12 protein-coding genes are annotated in these 15,460 nt (G+C 67.5%); 4 read left to right on the top strand and 8 right to left on the bottom strand.

All coding sequences use genetic code 11. The features are described 5' to 3' along the window. The first annotated feature begins 4 nt into the window (after positions 1 to 4). Together AMK58_RS09725 and AMK58_RS09720 are read left to right on the top strand one after the other, a co-directional pair. A complete protein-coding gene (locus AMK58_RS09725; protein WP_035674865.1) occupies positions 5 to 808 on the top strand; it encodes an ABC transporter permease in 804 nt (267 codons plus the stop codon). Between the two features lie 68 nt (positions 809 to 876). Further along, the gene (locus AMK58_RS09720; RefSeq protein ID WP_014240891.1) at positions 877 to 1,089 is read left to right on the top strand and encodes a hypothetical protein; all 213 of its coding nucleotides are present in this window, start codon (positions 877 to 879) and stop codon (positions 1,087 to 1,089) included. A gap of 111 nt (positions 1,090 to 1,200) precedes the next feature. On the opposite strand, the gene AMK58_RS09715 is transcribed toward AMK58_RS09720, so the two are convergent. Further along, on the bottom strand, positions 1,201 to 3,747 hold the full coding sequence (locus tag AMK58_RS09715; RefSeq protein WP_035674863.1) for a hybrid sensor histidine kinase/response regulator: 2,547 nt from the start codon (positions 3,745 to 3,747) through the stop codon (positions 1,201 to 1,203). Further along, positions 3,744 to 6,791, bottom strand: coding sequence for a chemotaxis protein CheB (locus AMK58_RS09710; RefSeq protein ID WP_035674862.1), 3,048 nt, complete (start codon positions 6,789 to 6,791; stop codon positions 3,744 to 3,746). Before AMK58_RS09710 ends, AMK58_RS09715 begins: the two co-directional genes overlap by 4 nt. Positions 6,792 to 7,436: 645 nt before the next feature. Between AMK58_RS09710 and AMK58_RS09705 the strand changes: the two genes are divergently transcribed. Beyond that, entirely contained in the window at positions 7,437 to 7,682 is a 246-nt protein-coding gene (locus tag AMK58_RS09705) for a hypothetical protein (RefSeq protein ID WP_051140297.1), read from the top strand. 84 nt (positions 7,683 to 7,766) lie between these two features. On the opposite strand, the gene sppA is transcribed toward AMK58_RS09705, so the two are convergent. Beyond that, complete coding sequence (gene sppA, locus AMK58_RS09700; RefSeq protein WP_035674861.1) at positions 7,767 to 9,518, bottom strand: signal peptide peptidase SppA; 1,752 nt, start codon at positions 9,516 to 9,518, stop codon at positions 7,767 to 7,769. Positions 9,519 to 9,575: 57 nt separating this feature from the next. Then, the gene (locus tag AMK58_RS09695; protein WP_035674883.1) at positions 9,576 to 10,148 is read right to left on the bottom strand and encodes a peroxidase-related enzyme; all 573 of its coding nucleotides are present in this window, start codon (positions 10,146 to 10,148) and stop codon (positions 9,576 to 9,578) included. 218 nt (positions 10,149 to 10,366) lie between these two features. Between AMK58_RS09695 and AMK58_RS09690 the strand changes: the two genes are divergently transcribed. Beyond that, the gene (locus AMK58_RS09690) at positions 10,367 to 11,461 is read left to right on the top strand and encodes a response regulator (RefSeq protein WP_059398841.1); all 1,095 of its coding nucleotides are present in this window, start codon (positions 10,367 to 10,369) and stop codon (positions 11,459 to 11,461) included. Positions 11,462 to 11,470: 9 nt separating this feature from the next. Here the strand turns inward: AMK58_RS09690 and AMK58_RS09685 are convergent, their stop codons facing one another. The 4 genes from AMK58_RS09685 to fabI form a co-directional block, all read right to left on the bottom strand. Then, a complete protein-coding gene (locus AMK58_RS09685; protein ID WP_035674835.1) occupies positions 11,471 to 12,040 on the bottom strand; it encodes an invasion associated locus B family protein in 570 nt (189 codons plus the stop codon). Positions 12,041 to 12,045: 5 nt separating this feature from the next. Next, positions 12,046 to 13,122, bottom strand: coding sequence for a chorismate synthase (aroC, locus tag AMK58_RS09680; protein ID WP_035674834.1), 1,077 nt, complete (start codon positions 13,120 to 13,122; stop codon positions 12,046 to 12,048). A 96-nt stretch (positions 13,123 to 13,218) separates the two neighbouring features. Next, a complete protein-coding gene (locus AMK58_RS09675; RefSeq protein ID WP_236778100.1) occupies positions 13,219 to 14,355 on the bottom strand; it encodes a hypothetical protein in 1,137 nt (378 codons plus the stop codon). A 201-nt stretch (positions 14,356 to 14,556) separates the two neighbouring features. Then, on the bottom strand, positions 14,557 to 15,405 hold the full coding sequence (gene fabI / locus AMK58_RS09670) for an enoyl-ACP reductase FabI (protein ID WP_035674831.1): 849 nt from the start codon (positions 15,403 to 15,405) through the stop codon (positions 14,557 to 14,559). Between the last annotated feature and the right edge of the window lie 55 nt (positions 15,406 to 15,460).

Raw genomic sequence — 15,460 nt, 5'->3', positions numbered from 1 at the left:
GGCGATGCTGGTGACCCTGCATTACACCGACCTCGCCGTGGCGGCGTTGCTCCTGCTGGTCAACGGCGGACTGTCCATGGCGCTGGACCTGGGGCTGGCGCGGCCGCTGCTGGTGGCGGCACTGCGGATGGTGGTCCAGCTGTCCTTGGTCGGGCTGGTGCTGACCCGGCTGTTCGCCCTGGAGTCGCCCTGGCTGACCCTGGGGGCGGCGCTGGTCATGCTGCTGTTCGCCGGCCAGGAGACGATGGCCCGGCAGGAGCGGCGGCTGACCGGCTGGTGGTCCTACGGCATTGGCACCGGGGCGATGGGGACGGCGGCGGGGATCGTCCTGCTGCTCGGCCTGTCCACCGCGGTGCGGCCCGATCCATGGTGGGACGCGCGCTACGCCATTCCGATGCTGGGCATGGTGCTGGGCAACGCGATGAGCGGGGTCGGGCTGGCCCTCCACACGCTGACCGCGACGGCGGCGCGGGAGCGGGCGGCCATCGAGGCGCAGCTCGCGCTCGGCCATACCCGTTGGACGGCCCTGCGGCCCATCCTGCGCCATGCGCTGCGCACCGCGCTGATGCCGACGATCAACAGCATGGCGGCCATGGGGGTTGTGGCCCTGCCCGGCATGATGACCGGCCAGATTCTTTCCGGCGTCGATCCGGGGGAGGCGGTGAAGTACCAGATCCTCATCATGTTCCTGATCTCCGGCGCGACCGGGCTGGGCGTGCTGGCGGCCTCGCTGGCGACGGTGCGGCGGCTCAGCGACCGGCGGCACCGGCTGCGGCTCGACCGGCTGGTGCGGCGGAAGCAAGCGTAAGGAACCCGGACGGGACCGCCGCCGTTGAACACCGATGGTGTTCACCAACGACGGTGGGGGAGCGGGTCATGGCGCACATCGTGGAAATCCGGAACGGCGCGATCATCGGCAACGACGAGGCCACCGACGAGTATCTGCCCGTCGGAACCCACATCGCCCAGGCCGATGGTTTCTATGTGAGCTTCGGCATGGATGTGGAGGGCCCCTACGCCCGCAACGAGGCCGAGGAGCGGCTGAACCACCTGAAGCGCGCCACCCAGGCCGATCTGGAGCGTCCGTAAAGCTGTTGACGTTGCCCCCTCCCTAACCCTCCCCCTCTTCGAGGTGGAGGGGACCGATCTCCCTCCCCTGCGTCAGCGGGGGAGGGCCGGGGAGGGGGCAAGGGGCAGCGACTACGTCGTTTCCGTCTCCACGTCACGGTGTTCCAGGCTGGCGCGCACGGTGCGGCGCAGGTCGTCGGGCTGAATGGGCTTGTGCAGCAGGGCGCATTGCGCACCGGCGGCCTCGCGCAGCCGTTCGGAGGAGGTGTCGCCGGTCAGCAGCACTCCCGGCAGGTCGGGTCCGAAGCGGCGGCGCAGCGTGTCCATCAGCATCAGCCCGGTGTCGCCGTCCGGCAGGCGGTAGTCGGTGAGCACCAGATCGGGCATCAGCGCGCCGTCCACCAGCTCCAGAGCTTCCGCCACCGAACCGGCCTCGGTCACCCGGTAGCCCCAGCCGTCCAGCATCAGGGCCAGCGCCATGCGGATCACCGCGTCGTCCTCGACCAGCAGGACGGAGGCGTCGCCGTCCGCCTCGCCAATTCTCGCGGCGGAGTCGTCCGGTGAATCGCCGCAGTGCCGCTGGTCGAGAATCGCCGCCTGCGGCAGGGTGACGGCGAAACAGGAGCCTTTGCCCGATGTCGAGGTCACTTCGATGGTGCCGCCCAGCATGTGGACGAGGCGCCGCGCGATGCTGAGCCCCATGCCCAGCCCCTCCCGCCGGTCGCGGGCGGCGTTGCCGATCTGGTAGAAGTCCTGGAAGATGCGGTCGAGCTGGTTTTCCGGAATGCCGATGCCGGTGTCCCACACCTCGAACCGCAGGGCTCCGTTGCGCCGCCGCGCCCCGAACAGAACCCGGCCCTGCCGCGTGTAGCGGATGGCGTTGGTCAGCAGGTTGCGCAGCACCCGCTCCAGCAGGCCGCCGTCGGTGCAGACGCCCAGCCGCACCGGCACGGTGCGCAGCGCCAGCCCGGAGGAGGCGGCGACCGCCCGGAACTCCCCGTGGAGCCGCTCCATGATCGTTCCCACCTCGACCGGAGCGCTGTGCGGGGTGACGAGGCCGGCCTCCAGCTTGGAAATGTCCAGCAGGCAGTCGAGCAGCCCGCCAAGCGAGGCCACGGTGTCGCGGAGTTGGGTGGCGATGCGCCGCGCGTCCTCGGGGATCGGTTCCTTCAGCAGCAGGCCGGACAGCAGGGTCAGAGCCTGGGCCGGCTGGCGCAGGTCGTGGCTGGCCGCCGCCATGAAGCGTTCCTTGGCGTCCAGCGCAACGTTCAGATCGCGCTCCATCGACTTGATGGCGGAGATGTCGGTGACGCTGGACACCACCGCCTCGGGCCGTCCGTCGGCGCCCGGCACCGGGTGGCTGGAGACGCGCAGCCAGCGGGTGGGGGCCGCCGCCTCGTCGCCCTCGGCGATGCCGACGATTTGCTCGACCACCGGCTTCCCGCTGTCCACCGCCTTGGCGGCGGGTGGCAGTCCGGTCAGCCGGGCGCCGTCGGCGCCGATGAAGCGCCGCCGCGCCGCCCGGCCCGTCCGATCGCCCGGCTTGCGGCTTTCAAGCGGGTGGGCGCAGGGATCGAGCAGCACGCCCGTCGGCCCGGTCATCAACCGTTCCGCCATGGCGTTGGCGACCATCACCGTGCCGTCCACCGAGCGCATCACCAGCCCTTCGGACAGGGATTGGACCAGCGTGCGGTGCCGCCGCTCGCTCTCCGCCAGCGCCTGTTCCGCGGCGCGGCGGGCGGTCACGTCGCGGAAGGCCACCACCGCCCCGGTGATCGCCCCGTTCTGGAGAATCGGAGAGACGGTCAACTCGGCCACGAAATCGACGGCGCCCTGGCGCCGCAAACGCCCGTTCGACACCTGCCGGACCAGCCCGTCGGCCAGCGACAGCGTCAAGGCGCGCCGGCTCTCCTCCTCCGCGTCGCCGCCGATCAGCGCGGTGAAGGAGCGGCCGACCAGCTCGCTGGCGCCGAAACCGGTCATCGACTGTGCCGCGGCGTTCACGAAGGTCACGGCGCCGCGCGCGTCCAGGCCGCAGATCCCGTCGGCCACCGCCTGAAGGATGTGGTGGTAGGCGGCGCGGGTGCGCTCCGCCTCGTCGCGGGCGTTCTGAAGCTCGCCGACCCAGGCGTTGCGCTCCGTCACGTCGGTGATGGTCAGCAGGACGTCGCCCTTGTCGACACCGTCCGGTCCGGCCTCCAGCTCGATGACCCGGGCGTCCGTCAGCCCGTCGATGGCGCTGTGGGCACCGACGAAGGCGTATTCCTGGCGCGTCCATTGCCCGGAGTCGCGCAGCCGGGCCAGCGCCGTGAACAGGCGGCCATGGTCCAGCGACTCCACCATCAGCGTGAGCGGGCGACCCTTCAGCCGGCGGAGCGGCAGGCCGAACTGCCGCTCCGCGGCGACGTTGGCCTCGCAGATGATGCCCGCCGCGTTGATGGTGAAGCAGGCCAGCGGCACCGACTGGAAGAGTTGGAGATACTGGATGCGCGAGGCTTCCAGCGCCTGCTGGGCGGTGCGCAGTTCCTCGTTCTGGATTTCCAGCTCGGCCTGATGGACGTACAGCTCGTGCAAGACTTCCTTGAGCGTGGTCGCCGAGACCTCCGCCCCTTCGAAGCCGCCCGAATTGAGGGCCTGTTCCGCGCGCTTGCGAAGCCGTTCGTTGCGGAATCCGTTCACGCCGCGCCTCCGGCCGCCGGGTCCTTGGCAATGAATGGTCCGGATTTCTTCAGGCCGTTCCGCCGTCCGCTCGCGCGCAGTTCCATCAGTTTCCGGTTGGTGATGTCGATGTGGCTGACCACCGCTCCCCCTGACAATCCGGCCAGACGGCAGGCGTGCATCATGAACCAGCGCTCCTCCGTGTCGGAATGACAAGGGTATTCGATGGTGAACTGCTCGATGTCGCCGGACAGGATCCGGCGCAGCCCGTCGTTCACGGCACGGGCGATGTCCTCGCCTTCGGTTCCGTCCTCGGCGCTGCAGACATCAAGATAATTGGTTCCCGGCCCGCAGCGGTCCAGCGCAGGGGCGCCGTTCTTCTCGCCGAACATGCGCCAGGCGTGGTTGACCATGGTGATGGCGCCATTGGAATCGATGACCGCCACATGCTCGGGCAGGCTGTCCAGGACCGTCTGGAGCCTGTGCTCCGCGGCCTTGGCGGCGGTGACGTCCACGAAGGTGACGACCACACCGGCCACATGGTTCTTCTCGGTCAGGTACGGAAGGATCCGCGTCTGGATCCAGCGGTCGCCGCGCACCGGGACGTGGCGTTCCACCGGATTGTGGTTGTGGAAGACCCGTTCGATGTCCTTGAGGAAATCCGGATACTCGATGTTGGTCGACAGGTGCGAGATCGAGCGCCCGACGTCGCGCGGGATGATGTTGATGAAGCGCGCCGCCGCCGGGGTGAAGCGCCGGATCACCATGCCGCTGTCCAGGAACACCGTGCCGATTTCGGTCGAGCGCAGCAGGTTGTCCAGGTCGTTGGTGACCTCCGTCAGCTCCTCCACCTTCGCCTGATACTCGGCGTTGACGGAGTACAACTCCTCATTGACGGACTGCAACTCTTCGTTGGTGCTTTGCAACTCTTCGTTGGAGGCAAGAAGCTCCTCGTTGGTCGCCTGGAGTTCCTCGTTGGCGGTCTCCAGCTCCTCGATGGTGGCCTGGAGATTCTCGCCGCGGGAAACCAGCTCCTGCTCCAGCCCGCGGATGCGCTCCGCGGTGTCGGTGTCGAAGTCGAAATCGCTGTCCGGCAAGGCCAGCGCCGGGGCGCTGGGGTCGAGCACGATCAGCGCGAAGCGCCGGCCGGTCTTGCGGGCGACGAAGGGTTTCACGCGCAGGCTGACGGCGGGCAAACCCTCGCGGTCCTTCACCGGGATGTTCGACAGGGCGAATTCCTCGCCGGAGCGGAAGGCCCGCGTCAGCGCGGTCCCCACCACCATGGAGACCGAGGAGGGCAGCAGCTTCAGCACGTTCAGCGTCGCCTCGCCCGGCGGCACCTTCAGGATGGCCGACGCCTCGCCGAACACGTGCATGATGTTCATCTGCTCGTTGACCAGCAGGCTGGGCGGCACATAGGCCCGCATCAGGGTCGAGATCGCCTCGTCGATAGCGGCCCCTTCCTCCTGCGCCTGCGACATGGTCTCGTCGCCGTGGCGGTGCACCGGCGAAGCGACGGTGGGGACGAGCAACCGCGACAGCCGGTGGGTCCCGGTGCGCAGGCTCTGGAACAGCTTGTTCCGGCTGTCCAGGACGTGGAATTCCGCCGACAGGTCGCCCAGCGTCTCGCTGGTGCCCAGGAACAGGAAGCCGCTTTGCCGCAGCGCGTACTGGAACAGGCTGAGCACCTTCCGCTGCAGCGGCGAGTCCATGTAGATCAGCAGGTTCCGGCAGCTCACCAGATCGATCTTGGTGAAGGGCGGATCGCGCATGATGTTGTGGGCGGCGAAGACCACCATGCGGCGGATGTCGCGCGACACCAGATAATGGTCGCCGCGGGCGGAGAAGTAGCGGGTCAGCCGGTCGTGCGACACGTCCTCCGCGATGGAGCGCGGGTATTCGCCCAGGCTGGCGATTTCGATGCTGTCCTGGTCGATGTCGGTGGCGAAGATCTTGACGTCAAAGGACCGTCCCATCCGTTCCTGCGCCTCGGCGAAGAGGATGGCGATGGAATAGGCCTCCTCGCCCGTGGCGCAGCCGCAGACCCAGACGCGCACCATGTCGGTGGGGCTGCGCTTGGCCAGCAGGGTTGGGATCACCTTGTCGGCAAGCGACGCGAAGGCGCCCTCGTCGCGGAAGAATCGCGTAACGCCGATCAGCATCTCCTTGTAGAGGCTGACCGTCTCGGCGCTGTTGCGGCGGAGCAGGGCGGCGTAGTCGCTCATCGAATCGAGGCCGGCGGTGTGCATCCGCCGCTCGATCCGGCGCAGCAGGGTCGCCAGCTTGTAGTGCGAGAAATCCACCCCGGTGACCGAGCGGATGGCCGCAACGATCTGCGCCAGAGGGTCGTTGTCACGCTCCTGCGGCTTGGCCGGGACGGGCAGGTTGCGGGACAGCACCCGGCCGGCGTGTTCGATCAGGCAGCCCGGCAGCTTGTCCGCCGTCTTCACGACGTCCACCTGCCCGGTGGCGATCGCGCTGCGCGGCATGCCGTCGAACTGCGCCGATTCAGGGTCCTGCGCGGCGGCGAAGCCGCCCGCCGATTTGATCGCCAGCAGGCCGCGTGTGCCGTCCGAGCCGGTGCCGGACAGCACCACGCCCAGCGCCCGCGGCCCCTGGTCCTTGGCGAGAGCGGTGAAGAAGATGTCGATGGGCAGGCTCATGCCCCCGGCGGCGTCCTTGGCCGTCAGGATCAACCGTCCGTCCTCGATGGACAGATGCTTCGCGGGCGGGAGCAGATAGACGGTGTTGCGCTCCACCGCCATGCCGTCCGCGGCCTGCACCACCGACATGGCGGTGTGCTTGGCCAGAAGATCGACCATCAGGCTCTTGTGAACCGGCGACAGGTGCTGGACCACGACATAGGCGAGGTCGCTCTCACCGGGCACATTGTCGAAGAAGCGTTGGAGCGCTTCCAACCCGCCGGCGGAGGCGCCGATGCCGACGATGCAACAGACCCGATCCCGGCCTTCCGGATAGGGACCATAGACGGACACCGTTTCCTCACCCTCGTCGGGCGTCGTGGTGGCGTCGGCAATGGGGTGATCGTTGTCTTCTGGTTCCACGGAGCACTTCAGGTCTGCGGGAGTAAAAGGACGGCCTACTGAATTATTTGCCGTCTGACCGTGACATTCAAACCCTCGCTCGCACGGTGCCTTTCCTTTTCCGTGCGCGCCGGCGGTTTTGAAACGGCGAATGGTTTAGGGGCTATATAGGAAGCACCCATGCCAGTCAATCCGGACAATCCATCCCTTGAGGAGCTGCATCGCACCGGCATTCGCAAGATCAGGCGTGGAGCGGGGTGTGTTCTGTCCTTGACGTTACGCATATGACCAATGGATTTTTGATGATGCGCTTAATAATTTTCGATTTCAGCTTCGGTGGATCGCTCAATCGAGACTTTCGAATGTGCAGTGATTTTCCATATCCATTTCCTTTCAATGTCCTGAGTGGGATTGCGTGAATTCAATGTGTCCTGGTGTCTCATTCCTTTCTCCGAACGCCGCGCTTCATGACGGGGGCGAAAGATAAAAATCGATGGGATTTGCTACCAGCGCACAGCTTACCCAGAACGTATGATGTGATACGGGCACAACACTGTGCAGGATCTGTTGCCTCGTTTGCTTATGTCGCTTTACGCGATTGGCGCTTTGCGCAATCTTTAATCCGTAGCCACTAATCATGAGAAACGTAGGAAAGGAGTGCGCCAGATGGAGCGCGAGGACGAATGTGCTCTCGACCGATATATCGCGGCGATTCCGCTTAACCTGAGAGTAGTGGCCAGGGCTGCTTACGAGGAGCTGTCGAACAATCCCTTCCTGCCGGTCTTTTCAAAGGACGAAATCGCGCGGCTGGTTTGCTCGCCGGGATTTCAGAGTTACTTGGAAAGTGAAAACAGGACCAGCGCAGGTCCGTTGATGATGCTCTGCTCGGTGGGGCTTGCGACGCGCCATTGACGACGCCCCTTCGTCACGACGCAACGCAGCCACTCTTCTGCAGGCCGGCGGTCGTTCCGCCGGCCTGGATTTTATCCGAGTACTCTACCGTTCGAGGCCCAGCGGCGGCATCCGCGCCTCCACCGCGCCGTTGCGGGCCGCCTTGACCAGCGGGGCCAGTTCGGCCAGCGCCGGGCGCAGCCCAGCCAGCACCGCCACGGCCTCCACCAGATCGCCCTTGCCCGAGGCGATGTCGAGGATTTCTCGAATCAGCGGCTTTGGGCGCGGATAGCCGGTCACGGTAACCGGATCGTCCGGCGCCAGCTTCGCCGCCTGCTTGGCGAGCGTCAGCGCGGTGGCGACCCCGCCCAACTCGTCGATCAGCCCAAGGTTCTTGGCCTGGGCGCCTGTCCACACGCGGCCCTTGGCGGCGTCCCGCGCCTGTTCCGGGGTGAGGTGCCGCGCCTCCGCGACGCGGGACAGGAAGGTGGAATAGCTGCTGTCGATGATGGCGTTCAGCCGCTCCTCCCCGGCGGGGCCGAAGGGGCGGAAGGGCGACCACAGGCCGGCGTTTGGCGCGGTGTCGAGGACGCCCCAATGCACGCCCAGCCGCTCCGACAGGCCGGCGACCGACATCTTGCCGGCGACCACGCCGATGGAGCCGGTCACGGTGGCGGGGGAGGCGACGATCCGGTCGGCGGCCAGCGCGATCCAATAGCCGCCGGACGCCGCCGTGCCGCCCATGGTGGCGATCACCGGCTTGCCCGACTGGCGGGCCTTGACCAGGGCGCGGCGGATCGTTTCGGACGCGGTCACGCTGCCGCCGCCGCTGTCGATGCGGAACAGGATGGCCTTGACGTCGGGATCGTCCACCGCGTCCTCGATGGCCGACACGATCGTCTCCGATCCGGCGGTGACCTCGCCCAAGCCGGGCTTGCCGCTGTCGCCGCCGGTGATGGTGCCGGTGGCATGGATCAGCGCGATGGTCGGGCCGCTGCGGTTGGGCGGGCCGGCGATTCCCAGATAGTCCGCCGCCTCCATGGTGTCGGCGCCGGGCGCCGCCCCGGCGCGGCGCAGCGCCTCCTCCCGCGCCTCGTCGGCGTAGCCCAGACGGTCGACCAGCTTGGCGTCCACCGCCTCGCGGTCGATCAGGGGGGCGCGGTCCATCGCCGCCTTGACGGCGGCGGGGGGGAGGCGACGGCTCACCGCCACCCCGTCGACGATCTGGTTGGTCAGGTCGCCGAGCAGCGACTCCATCATCTCGCGGTGGGCGGGCGTGAAGTCCGTCCGCATGACGCTGTCGGCGAGGCTCTTGTACTCCTCGCGCTGGAAGACCTGCGGCTGGATGTCCAGCTTGTCCAGCGCGCCGCGGGCGAAGGGGATCTGGGCGGACAGGCCGGTCAGGCCGAGCAGCCCCAACGGCTGCATCCACACCTCGTCGAAGGCGCTGGCCAGCAGGTAGGAGCGGTTGCCTGCCCCGGTGTCGCCGTAGGATTCGGCGAAGGCGATGGCGAAGCGGCCCGACGCGCGGAACCGCTCCACCGCCGCCCGCAGTTCCTGCACCTGGGCGAAGCTGGCGCCGTCGCCGCCGAAGCGGGCGAGCACGCCCTTCACCCGCGGGTCGGTGCGCCCACGCTCCAGCGCGTCGAGCACCTCCTGGAAGGTCGTCTCGTGGCCGAGGAAGCTGCCCAGCCGGTCCACGCTCCCTTCCGCCAGCGGGTCGCGGAGGTCCAACTCCAGCACCACGGTCTCAGGCAGGGAGGGCTCGTGCCGGACCGCCAGCACGACCCCGGTGACCACGGCGGCCACCACGAGGAAGCCGATGAGGGCGAACAGGCGGACAAAGAACCTCAGCATCCGGGCGGCTCCAGTGGTTGCACGGCGTCAGCGGTCCAGCGTATGGCGGTCCAGCGTTTAGCGGTCCTGCTTGTGGTAGTCGCGGTTCGGCATCATGTCCACCGCCGAGGCGACGCGGTTCGACATGTTGTAGAAGGCGGCGGTGTCGGCGATGTCGAAGATGTCCTCTTCGCCGAAGCCGGCGTCGCGCAGCCCCTGCCGGTCCGGCTCGCCCATGGTCCAGGGCTCCTTGGTCAGCTTCCACGCGAAATCGAGCATGGCGCGCTGGCGCGGCTCCAGCTTAGCGGCCCGATAGTTGAAGGCGAGCATCTCGCCCAGCTCCGGATCGCCGGACAGCTTGCGCACAGCCTGCCCGTGGGCGACGAGGCAGTAATAGCAATGGTTGGCCGAGGACACGACCACGGCGATCATCTCGCGCTCCAGCTTGGACAGGCCGCTCTCGCCGACCATCAGTTCGTTGTAGAGCTGGGCGAAGGTGCGCAGCTTCTTCGGGCGCAGGCTGTAGGCGCGCAGCACGTTGGGGACGAAGCCCAGCTTCTCCTCGCACTTGGCGAAGAGCGCGGCCATGTCCGGGTCGAGGTCGGGCGTCTCGGGAACGGGCAGGGCCATGACGTGATCGGGCTGCGGCATCGCGGTGCTCTCCTCCGGTGTGTTGGCGTCGTTGTGGTCGATGCTGTTTTGACCGACAGGGTAGCCGGGCGGCGGCGCTTCGCAAAGCCCCACCTCCGGTCAGGGCGGCAGGGCGCTTCGCCGGGGAGTTGCAACCCAGCCTTTCCCAAGTTGTGTCTCGCCAAGCGGCCATTGCCCGTGCGAAGACTGCATCCCTTTGCAATGCAGTGGTTCCGTCGATGAACGATCCGGGTGGCAAAGGCGCGCCCAAGCTCGGCCTCCTCTCGGTTCTGGTGGTCGAGGACAGCGCCTTCATCCGCAACGTGCTGACCGCGACCCTGCGCACCATCGGGGTTGGCGCGGTGCATGCCGAGGCCGGAGGCGCGGAAGCCATCCGCTTCCTGGAGGAGCGGCGGGCCGCCCTGCCGCCCGGCACGGCGCCGGTGGACGTCATCATCACCGATCTGGTGATGCCGGAGGTGGACGGGCTGATGCTGTTGCGCTGGCTGCGCTGCAGCCCGAAATCGCCGGACCGCTTCCTGCCCGTGCTGATGCTGTCCGGCGCCGCCGACCGCCATTATGTGGAGCAGGCGCGCGACCTGGGCGCCACCGACTTCATCGCCAAGCCCTTTTCGGCGGCCATCATCGCCAGCCGCCTGCTGGCAGCCATCGCCCGGCCGCGGCGCTTCGTGCTCGCCAAGGGGTACTTCGGACCGGACCGGCGGCGGACGCAACGCCCGGTGGCGATGGATTGCCGGATGACCGGCCCCAGGGAAATCCTGGTGGTGCACAGTGCCTCCAAGACGGCGGGCATCGACCGCTTTCCGGTCGTCCATTTCGATCTGCCCAACCGGCTGGGCGCCAAGATGGGCATCGCGCCGAAGGACCCGGTGCCGACGCTGTCCGACGAGGTGCTGGCGGCGGCGGAGGCGGAGATCCAGAACCGGGCGGGCGATTACACGACCTGGATCGCCGGAGAGGTGGACGAGTTGGCCCGCCGCGTCGATCGGCTGGGCGGGGACTCCGCTGCGGTCCCGGCGCTGATGGCGCAGATCAACCGCTCCGCCCACGAGATGCGCGGGCAGGGCGGCATCTTCGGCTATCCGCTGATCACCCGCATCGCCAAGTCGCTCTACGAGGCGACGCAGGGCGGCTTCCCGGCCGTCACCGGCAACGAGCGCCTGCTGCTGAAGGCCCATGTGGACGCCATCAAGGCGGTGATGGCCGGGCGGATCAGCGGCGACGGCGGGGCGATGGGCCAGCAGCTTCTCGCCTCGCTGGACCGTGCCAAGAGAAAGTACGCCAAGCCGGAGAGCGAGGGCGACCCGGCCTGAGCGCCGCCGTTATTTCCAGCGTATGCCCGCCTCGCGGCGGATCTCCTCCATGCGCTCCAGCGCCGTCTTGAAGCCGGTCAGGGAGAAGCGCACCTCCGCCTTGCCGCCCGCCGGGGCGGAGCCGACGGCGGAAACCTCCTTGCCGGGAGTCAGCCGCTCGACCAGCTTGGCGTTGGTCTCCGGATCGACCACCGCGCAGGTGTTGGTTTCCCATTCGAAGCGTTCGCACGGGTATTCGGGACGGAACAGCGCCCGGTCCACCCAGACGCGGACGATCTTCGACAGGTCCATCGTCTGCTCGTCCAGCCGGAAGCGCATCCCCTCCAGCCAGCGCTCGCTGGAACGCAGCCAGACGAGGCGCGACCGCCGGTCGCTGCCGGGGCGGGAAAGCAGTTCGCATTCGACGCGCCGCGGTTCGCTCCAGATCTGGCAGTAGAGGCGCCAGTCCTTGAAGGTCTCCGCATGCTCGCGGTAGGCCGGGGTCTGGGATTGGGCCTGGGTGGCGGCGGGAAGGGCGGCGACCAGCAGAAAGCCCGCCATCACGCCGCCACGCCACGCCGCCGTCCTGCGTCCCCGCATCGGGCTCAGCCCCGCGCGTAGGCGCGGTGGCGCAGCAGATGGTCGGCCAGAACGCAGGCCATCATCGCCTCGCCGACCGGGACCGCGCGGATGCCGACGCAGGGGTCGTGGCGGCCCTTGGTCAGGATGTCGGTGTCCTTGCCCTGCAGATCGACCGTCTGGCGCGGGGTGAGGATGGAACTGGTCGGCTTCACGGCGAAGCGCACCACGACGTCCTGTCCGGTGGAGATGCCGCCCAGGATGCCGCCGGCGAGGTTGGAGCGGAACTCCGGTTCGCCGTCGGGTCCGGCGCGCATCTCGTCGGCGTTCTGCTCGCCGGTCAGGGTGGCGGCCTCGAAGCCGTTGCCGATCTCCACGCCCTTGACGGCGTTGATGGTCATCATGGCGCGGGCGAGATCGCCGTCCAGCTTGTCGTAGAGCGGGTCGCCGAGCCCGGCGGGCAGGCCGGAGGCCACGACCTCGACCACCGCGCCGATCGACGAGCCGCTCTTGCGGATGCCGTCCAGATAATCGGCCCATTCGGCGGCGGCCTGCGGGTCGGGGCAGAAGAAGGGATTGTTGTCGACCTCCGCCCAATCCCAGCGGCTGCGATCCACCTTGTGCGGACCCATCTGCACCAGCGCGCCGCGGACGGTCACGCCATCGCCCAGCACCTTGCGCGCCACGGCACCCGCCGCCACACGGCAGGCCGTCTCGCGCGCCGAGGAGCGCCCGCCGCCGCGGTAATCGCGGATGCCGTACTTCTTCCAATAGGTGTAGTCGGCGTGGCCGGGCCGGAACTTGGCGGCGATCTCGCTGTAGTCCTTGGACCGCTGGTCGGTGTTCTCGATCATCAGCGAGACCGGCGTGCCGGTGGTCTGCCCTTCGAACACGCCCGACAGGATCCTGACCTGATCCGGCTCCTGCCGCTGGGTGGTGTAGCGCGACTGGCCGGGGCGGCGCTTGTCGAGCCAGGGCTGGATGTCCGCCTCGGTCAGGGAGAGCAGCGACGGGCAGCCGTCCACCACCACGCCGATCGCCGGCCCATGGCTCTCACCCCAGGTGGTGAAGCGGAAAAGCGTTCCGAAGCTGTTGCCGGCCATGGCGAGGACTCCCGATGCGACACGATGTTACCGCAGGTTTTGCGGTCGAGCGCGTTTCTTGCGGCGTTTCGGCCGGTACGTCAAGCGCAAGGGGGCTTAGAACGCTCCCTTCTGCTCACGCCGGCGGTCGAGCGCGACCTCGAACTGGCGCAGCAGCTTGTGCGTGGCTTCGAAGTAGAGCTTGCGCTGCGGGTTGTTCTTCATGCAGCGGGCGTCCAGGTGGGACACGCTGGTCAAGGCGGAGACGCAGTAGCCGAGCAGCCAGTAATGGGAGCGGATCTTGCGCAGATAGTCGCGGAAGGGTTCCGGCTGGCCGGCCATGAAGGCGGAAAAGCTCGTCTCGTAATCCGCGAGGATCCGCCGGATGTCCAGCAGCGTGGTTTCCAGCAGCTTGCCCACCTTTTCGATGTGCATCAGAAGCTGGGTCTCATAGGGCTTGTGCATGCGGATATCGACCGGGATGCACTCCCGCGACTTTAGCCAGTTCAGGATGATCCGCGCCCGCGGCGCGATGCGGCGGAGCTGGTACTCGTAGAAGGTCGTGCCCTTCCAGGCGCTGAAGATCTGGTCCGCTTCGCTGCGGTCGATGCCGAAGGCCGAGACGAACAGACCGGCCTCCTCAAGTTCGGGATTCCAGATCGCCTCCAGGAAGCGTTCGATGCTCTGGGCGCCGTTGCCGCCGCCGTCGATGGCCTTGCGCACGATGGGTTCGATGCGCGCCCGGATCAGGCGGCGGAGCTGCTGGTCCTCGGTATCGCTGATCGCCCAGTGGCGCTTGTCCACCGGAACCTTTTCGCCTTCGAAACAGGCCTTCAGCAGGAAGGCGTCCAGTGAGGGCACGCTGTCGATCAGGGTGAGGGTGCGCAGGTCCGCGGCCGCGGCTTCGCTGTTGGCCTCGCCGATGCCGAACTGTTCCGCCAGCAGGAGGTTGCTGTTGCGGGCGCGCAGATAGATGGCAAGGCCGCCCGCTTCGGTGTGTTCGACGCTGTGCGGAATGTAGATGCCGGTTTCGACCGGGCGCGACGCGGCGTCGCCATCCTCGTCCTCGTCGGCGATGGGATTGGCGTAGTCGTCGGCGTCTTCGTCGAAATTCGGATACTTGAACAGGATGGCCTTGTTCAACCCACGGGCACGGAACAGGCGGTTCTCTTCGGGGATGTCACGGGTGATGGTGATCAAATTCATCGAGACGCTGGAGCCGCCGTAGAGAATTTGCTCCAGAATCGGGGACACCGAATCCGATTGCCGCCGTGCACGCATCCGACCGTCACCTTCCGCAACCTTCCGTAGGCGTGAAGAATAGCGGTCTGCTGCGGTGCGCAAAAGTAGGTAATACGATGGTCGGTAAAAAATGTCTCAAATGGGGTAAGGGCGTTTCCGGCGGGCGTTCCGGAACGAACCGGACGCGCCCGCCGTTGACTTTCAGGCTTGGGATCAGGCGGGCTTGGCCGCGCCGCCCAGCGACCCGAGGAGCTGCGACACCTCGGCGGCGGCGTCCACCGCCACCATGCCGACCGTGTGATAGCCGGAGTCGACATGCATCACCTCGCCGGTCACGCCGGTACCGAGGTCGCTCAGCAGGAACAGGCCGGCGCCGCCGACCTCGCCGATGGTGACGTTGCGCTTCAGCGGGGCGTTCAGCTCGTTCCACTTCAGAATGTAGCGGAAGTCGCCGATGCCGCTGGCGGCCAGCGTCTTGATGGGACCGGCGGAGATGGCATTGACGCGGATGTCCCGACCGCCCAAATCGACCGCCAGGTAACGCACGCTCGCCTCCAGCGCGGCCTTGGCGACACCCATCACGTTGTAGTGGGGCATCACGCGCTCGGCGCCGTAGTAGGAGAGGGTGAGGAGGCTGCCGCCGTCCTTCATCAGCGGGACGGCGCGCTGGGCCACCGCGGTGAAGGAGTAGCAGGAGATGTCCATCGTGCGCAGGAAGTTGGCCCGCGTCGTGTCGAGATAGAGGCCGTCCAGCTCGTTCTTGTCGGAAAAAGCGATCGCATGAACCAGGAAGTCCAGCTTGCCCCATTCCTTCTCGATGGCGGCGAAGGTCGCGTCGACGCTGGCCTCGTCGGTGACGTCGCAGGGCAGCAGCAGCGGGGCGTTGACCTGCTCGGCCAGCGGCTTCACACGCTTCAGCAGCGCGTCACCCTGATAGGTGAAGGCCAGCTCGGCGCCATGCTGCGCCAACGTGGAGGCAATTCCCCAGGCGATCGACCGATCGTTCGCCACGCCCATGATCAGGCCGCGCTTGCCGTCCATGAGCGGCTTCGGGTTGGACATCCGTACCTCGTGCATCCAGAGTATGCTTTGAAAAGTGGGCCGCATCCTACACGAA

Source organism: Azospirillum brasilense (genome assembly GCF_001315015.1).
Lineage (GTDB): Bacteria > Pseudomonadota > Alphaproteobacteria > Azospirillales > Azospirillaceae > Azospirillum > Azospirillum brasilense.
The sequence above is the reverse complement of the archived record's forward strand: the minus strand, read 5'-3'. Positions and strand labels throughout refer to the sequence as shown.